At 40.1% G+C, this 6,098-nt stretch carries 5 protein-coding genes; 3 read left to right on the top strand and 2 right to left on the bottom strand.

Features of this window, described 5'->3' with window-relative positions; translation table 11 throughout:
• Positions 1 to 130: 130 nt before the first annotated feature.
• Positions 131 to 1,363 (bottom strand): 3-deoxy-D-manno-octulosonic acid transferase, encoded by a 1,233-nt coding sequence (locus tag ACEYX7_RS10295; RefSeq protein WP_374900541.1) that lies wholly within the window; start codon positions 1,361 to 1,363, stop codon positions 131 to 133.
• Positions 1,364 to 1,536: 173 nt separating this feature from the next.
• Here ACEYX7_RS10295 and guaB point away from each other — a divergent pair, with 173 nt between their 5' ends.
• From guaB to pdxH, 3 genes are all read left to right on the top strand, one after another.
• A complete protein-coding gene (gene guaB, locus ACEYX7_RS10290; protein WP_374900540.1) occupies positions 1,537 to 3,003 on the top strand; it encodes an IMP dehydrogenase in 1,467 nt (488 codons plus the stop codon).
• Positions 3,004 to 3,168: 165 nt separating this feature from the next.
• Complete coding sequence (gene glmM, locus ACEYX7_RS10285; RefSeq protein WP_374805369.1) at positions 3,169 to 4,506, top strand: phosphoglucosamine mutase; 1,338 nt, start codon at positions 3,169 to 3,171, stop codon at positions 4,504 to 4,506.
• Between the two features lie 120 nt (positions 4,507 to 4,626).
• Positions 4,627 to 5,289, top strand: a complete 663-nt coding sequence (pdxH, locus tag ACEYX7_RS10280) for a pyridoxamine 5'-phosphate oxidase (protein ID WP_374805367.1) — start codon at positions 4,627 to 4,629, stop codon at positions 5,287 to 5,289.
• 117 nt (positions 5,290 to 5,406) lie between these two features.
• Here pdxH and ACEYX7_RS10275 read toward each other — a convergent pair whose 3' ends face one another.
• The gene (locus ACEYX7_RS10275) at positions 5,407 to 5,931 is read right to left on the bottom strand and encodes a pilus assembly FimT family protein (protein WP_374805365.1); all 525 of its coding nucleotides are present in this window, start codon (positions 5,929 to 5,931) and stop codon (positions 5,407 to 5,409) included.
• Between the last annotated feature and the right edge of the window lie 167 nt (positions 5,932 to 6,098).

Below are 6,098 nucleotides of genomic sequence, written 5' to 3'. Positions count from 1 at the left end.
AATTAAGCAAGGGCTTCTTGATGACTATATTTGTGAGCAACTTCGTTGCCCTTCGGTTAGGTTTGCGTAAGTCCTACATAAGAATCAATAACAAAGCAAAATGCTCAAGATTCAAAAATCATCAGTGTATTTAACGATAAAATGACATATATTTATCGATAACTGCTATATGTTTATCTACAGCACCTTGATTGGCTTGTAAAATTTGGTTAGCACGCTGTTTCTGCTGTATTGCCTGTGATGAGTGTTGTAGCAACTGCCATAAATGATCAGCTGCCTGCTCAGCATCATTGACCACAATAATGCCTTTATTTTCTACAAAGGCATCAACAATAGTCTGAAAATTAAAATACTTTTCACCCACAACTGTCGCAATATTTAAGGCAATTGGCTCTAGGATATTATGTCCACCGCCTGTTGCATTTAACGAACCACCGACATAAGCCACGTCACTCAAGGCATACCAAAGCCACAACTCACCCATGCTATCGGCTAGATAAATTTGCGTATCGGTTTGAATGGTTTGTTGCAAACTACGGCGATGAACTACCAAACTTAAATCTATAAGTTGCTGATAAACATCATTAAAACGCTCTGGATGACGTGGTACAACAATACATAAAGCTTGTGCATCTTGCTCTAAATATTGTTTTAATGCTCTCACGATCTCTTGCTCTTCGGCCTGATGGGTACTGGCTAAGATGATGATTTTTCGATTTTGTAATTGCCATTGTTCACGCAATTTTTCTGCTTGCTGTAAAAAATGGTTTGGTGCAGTAATATCAAATTTTACATTGCCCAACACGGCGATATTTTCTTCAGGCATACCCAATTCGATATAACGTTGTTGTGTTGCGGCATCTTGAGCGGCAATAAAATTGAGCTGCTGTAACATCGGATAAGTTAAGCGTTTAGATTTGCCATAGCCCTTGGCGGATTTTGCTGATAATCGGGCATTGAGCAGAATTTGTGGAATATTTTGCTGACGACATAAATAAATTAGATTCGGCCAAAGCTCGGTTTCCATAAGCAATAAAATTTTCGGTTGAAAATGCTGTAAAAATTTTTGCATAACTGAAACTTGGTCAATCGGCAAATATACCATCTGCACCAAATCAGCATATTTTTCGGCAAATAGTTTTTTGGCTTGGGCTTGTCCTGTGCGTGTAGTATTGCTGATCAATACAGTCTGCCCTTGGCGTAAATAATGCTCAATCAACGGCTGTGCGGCATTGGTTTCACCTACAGATACCACATGAAACCAAAGGGTATGCTGGTGTTTGACGGTAGAAAATTCACCAAACCGCTGTGCAATTTCGTCATCTACATCATCAAGATGTCCAAAGCGTTTTTTTATTTTCATTTGATACAAAGGCTTAGCGATAGCCAGTAGCCAGTTATACCAAAAAGGTGGACGAGAAGATAATGAAGCCACAACATGCTCTCAGCAAAAACTATGCAAAAGATTTTAATTAAATATTAAAAAATTGCAAAATTTGTTTATAATAGCGTATGTAAACTACCTGTGAGATTCTCATGCTGACCATCGTCCAAGAAGCTTTAACTTTTGATGATGTTTTACTGCTTCCAGCCTATTCTACGGTTTTACCGAAAGATGTTTCTTTACGCACACGTTTGACGCGTGGCATCCAACTGAATATTCCGCTTGTTTCTGCTGCCATGGACACCGTGACTGAATCACGCATGGCGATTGCGATGGCACAACATGGTGGTATCGGTGTTCTACACAAAAATATGGATATTACTGCCCAAGCTGCCGAAGTACGTCGTGTAAAGAAATTTGAAGCGGGTATGGTCAAAGATCCTATTACCGTTAGCCCAAATACGACCGTAAGACAATTATTAGAATTGACCCAAGCGAATAACATCAGCGGTGTGCCTGTGGTTGAAGGGACAAAAGTGGTCGGTATCGTGACAGGGCGTGATACTCGCTTTGTGACGGATTTAGAACAACCTGTACATAATATTATGACACCGCAAGACCGCCTTGTTACCGTTTTGGAAAATGAAAGCAAAGAAAATATCCAAGCCCTTTTGCAAAAACATCGTATCGAAAAAGTCCTTGTCGTTGATGAACAACAAAATCTTAAAGGTTTGATTACGGTTACCGATTTCCGCAAAGCTGAACTTTATCCAAACAGTTGTAAAGATGACTTGGGGCGTTTGCGTGTTGGTGCAGCAGTAGGTACAGGCGTAGAGACGCCGAGCCGTGTTGAAGCATTGGTTGATGCAGGTGTAGATGTGATTGTGGTCGATACTGCTCACGGACATTCCGCAGGCGTGATTGAGCGTGTACGTTGGGTTAAACAAAACTTCCCACAAGTACAAGTGATTGGTGGCAATATTGCAACTGGCGATGCCGCACTCGCCTTGCTGGATGCAGGTGCAGATGCGGTCAAAGTCGGTATCGGACCAGGTTCGATTTGTACCACGCGTATTGTTGCAGGGATTGGTGTACCGCAAATTTCTGCCATTGATATGGTTGCAAATGCATTAAAAGACCAAATTCCATTGATCGCTGATGGTGGTATTCGTTATTCTGGCGATATGGCAAAAGCCATTGCCGCAGGTGCAAGCACCATTATGGTCGGTTCATTGATGGCTGGTACTGAAGAAGCCCCAGGTGAAGTGGAATTTTTTCAAGGGCGTTATTACAAAGCCTATCGTGGTATGGGTTCACTTGGTGCGATGGCAGGTTCATCGGGTTCTGCGGATCGTTATTTCCAAGATGCCAAAGCAGGTGCGGAAAAATTGGTACCAGAAGGCATTGAAGGTCGTGTGCCGTATAAAGGTCCGATGGGCAACATCGTACACCAAATGATGGGTGGCTTACGTTCATCGATGGGTTATACGGGTTCTGCAACTATTCAAGATATGCGTGCCAACACTAAGTTTGTGAAAATTACTGCTGCAGGTATGAAAGAATCTCACGTTCATGACGTGACGATTACGAAAGAAGCACCAAATTACCGTGTAGGCTAATTGAAGCTACAAATTTGAAAATCGATTTGTTAAAAAATGGTAACTCAAACGTTGCCATTTTTTTATAACCCTATTTTATATCAGGGTTTTATGTTAAATTTGCGATAGGAATATGCATAATTTCAATTTGCATTTAATAATTTGAATTTTTGAGTAAGTGATAAAATGAGTTATTTTGGCACAGATGGTATTCGTGGCTGTTTTGGTCAATTTCCAATTACACCAGAGTTCGCACTAAGACTTGGTTTTGCAGCAGGTAAAGTTCTCAAACGCCATAGTCAAAAGAATAAGCCTGTTGTGGTCATGGGCAAAGATACTCGATTATCTGGCTATATTATCGAGTCAGCACTACAGGCTGGCCTAAACTCAGCTGGTGTGTATGTGCATTTACTCGGCCCTTTACCGACACCTGCGATTGCCCATCTAACACGTGCATTACATGCTAACGCAGGGATTGTGATTTCAGCATCGCATAATGCTTATACTGACAATGGCATTAAGTTTTTTTCTGCCGAAGGTAAAAAACTACCTGATGCATTGCAAGCAGAAATCAATGCAGAATTAGAAAATGAGATCACCATTGATGATCCAACTAATTTGGGCAAGAGTGTCCGTGTCAAGGATGCTGCGGGGCGTTATATCGAGTTTTGTAAATCGACTTTCCCTTATCATTATGAATTAAGACAGTTTAAAATTGTGGTAGATTGTGCCAATGGTGCAGCATATAACGTTGCACCTGCTGTTTTTCGTGAGCTTGGTGCCAAAGTCATCAGTATCCATGATCATCCAAATGGCTTGAATATTAATGACAATTGTGGCTCAACTCATGTCGATAGTCTGAAAGAAACTGTCTTGGCGGAACAAGCGGATTTGGGTATCGCTTTCGATGGTGATGCTGACCGTGTAATCATGATTGACCATACAGGTCGTGAAATCGACGGTGATCATATTTTGTATATCCTTGCTACCCAAGCTGAGCAAAAGCCTGTCGGCATCGTCGGCACAGTAATGAGTAATATGGCATTGGAAGTTGCACTACAACAAGCCAATGTGCCATTTGTACGTGCAAAAGTGGGCGACCGCTATGTGTTACAAAACTTGGAAGAACAAGGCTGGGATATTGGCGGTGAGCCGTCTGGGCATATTTTGACACTGGATAAAAGTACCACGGGTGATGCAATCATTACCGCACTTCAAGTGCTAAAAGTGATGGTACAACGCGGACAAAATTTAAATGAATTGGTGCAAGATTATCAGCCTTTTCCAAACACTTTGAAAAATGTTCGTGTAAAAAGTATGTTTGACCCATACGATGTGCCTAGCCTAGCCGAGCAATTTGCCAATGTTGAGCAAACACTACAAGGACGTGGACGCATCCTCATTCGTAAATCGGGTACTGAGCCAGTAATTCGTGTCATGGTTGAAGGGGGTAATGCTACTGAAGTCGAGCAATTGGCAAACCAATTGGCGGATGCAGTTTTACAACACTCAAATACTTTATAACTTTGATTTACTTGCTTTTTTATTTTTAAAAATTTTAAAGCAAGTGCTCAAAAAGGTGGTATGATAATTGACATACTACCTTTTTTTTGTAAATATTTCTTGAAATAAGTGAGATGAAAAATGACTGATATTATCCAAGAATTAAGTGATTTGCGTATGAGCTATGAGCAAGGTACTTTGCTTGAGACTGATGTCAATGCCAATCCACATCTACAATTTATTGATTGGTTTAACCAAGCCTTACAAGCAGATCTGCACGAGCCTTATGCCATGTCGCTTGCCACCGCAGATGCACAAGGTCGTCCGCATGTGCGTACCGTATTATTGCGTGGTGCAACTGAGCAAGGTTATGATTTTTATACCAATTATGATAGCCAAAAAGGCTTGGATATGGCAGAAAATCCTTATGTAGAACTGTTATTTTATTGGGCTAAACTTGAACGCCAAGCACGTATTTTTGGTCGAGTTAGTAAAATCCCTGAAGCAGAATCTACCGCTTACTACCACAAACGTCCTTTAGGTAGCCAAATTGCTGCTCATGCGAGCACTCCACAAAGTGGCGTAATTGCAACACGTGAAGCATTTGAACAAAAAGTACATGATTTAGAGCAACAATTTGCCGAAGCAAAACAAGGTGAAATTGATAAGCCAAGCTTTTGGGGTGGTTATCGTGTGGTGGCTGAGCATTATGAATTTTGGCAAGGTCGCCCTAGCCGTTTGCATGACCGCATCCGTTATCGTTTGCAAGATGGGCAATGGACAATTGAGCGTTTGATGCCTTGAGACAATAAGTTATAATATTTTGCTTTGATTAAGATAGCCTGATAGCTTAAAGCTATTGGGTTTTTATACGACATTAATTTTATATAAGAGTAGAAATATAAACTATTGTATAAGATTTTAACATTTTACAGCTTTCTCAACTCTTATATTACCTGCACTACTCATCACAATACGTTTATTAAGTTGAGGGTTATCAGGGTTGCAGTAGAAAAAACTACCATTTGAGCCTAAAGGAATACCTCTATCGTCCTGAAAAAGAATGTTACCTGCAACACCAAATCCACGCCATTCTAGGGTACCGTAATCCAAGTTAAGTTTATGATAATAGAACTTATTTTCACCTTGATCTAATATACGATTACGTATAACATTATCATTATACAATAAAATACCATCTGTCCAATTACGATTATCAATACAACGTACACCATCTTGTGAGCCACAAATCGCTATTCGTTGATGCAAAGAAAATGCTGTATTTCGACTATGTAGCAATAACTCTTTGATTTGATGCTCCACTCTCATAGATTCCACACGTGACATCACATGGTGAAATGTAGGTACAGCTAGCATAGCTAAAATAGTAAAGACCAAAATAGTTATCAATAATTCAATTAATGTAAATCCATTTTTAAGATTCATCAGCTTATTCCTTTCATAGCCTGGACTCTAGAAATAATAGAACAATTATTATGATTATAGCAATAAGAATTTAGAATTATTTTACTCCCGATAAAAAACCACCCTTGCTGTTGCAAGGGTGGTTAGGAATAAAGAGCTGGCGATGACTTACTCTCGCATGGTTGAGC

The sequence above is a fragment of the Hubeiibacter jixunmingi genome (assembly GCF_041928215.1).
Taxonomy (GTDB): domain Bacteria; phylum Pseudomonadota; class Gammaproteobacteria; order Pseudomonadales; family Moraxellaceae; genus Acinetobacter.
This window is presented reverse-complemented; position numbering and strand designations above follow the sequence as displayed.

What these genes read in the sequence shown, in the direction of transcription:
- ACEYX7_RS10295 (WP_374900541.1), bottom strand. Translation starts at nt 1,363, where the DNA reads ATGAAAATAAAAAAACGCTTTGGACATCTTGATGATGTAGATGACGAA.
- guaB (WP_374900540.1), top strand. Translation starts at nt 1,537, where the DNA reads ATGCTGACCATCGTCCAAGAAGCTTTAACTTTTGATGATGTTTTACTG.
- glmM (WP_374805369.1), top strand. Translation starts at nt 3,169, where the DNA reads ATGAGTTATTTTGGCACAGATGGTATTCGTGGCTGTTTTGGTCAATTT.
- pdxH (WP_374805367.1), top strand. Translation starts at nt 4,627, where the DNA reads ATGACTGATATTATCCAAGAATTAAGTGATTTGCGTATGAGCTATGAG.
- ACEYX7_RS10275 (WP_374805365.1), bottom strand. Translation starts at nt 5,931, where the DNA reads ATGAATCTTAAAAATGGATTTACATTAATTGAATTATTGATAACTATT.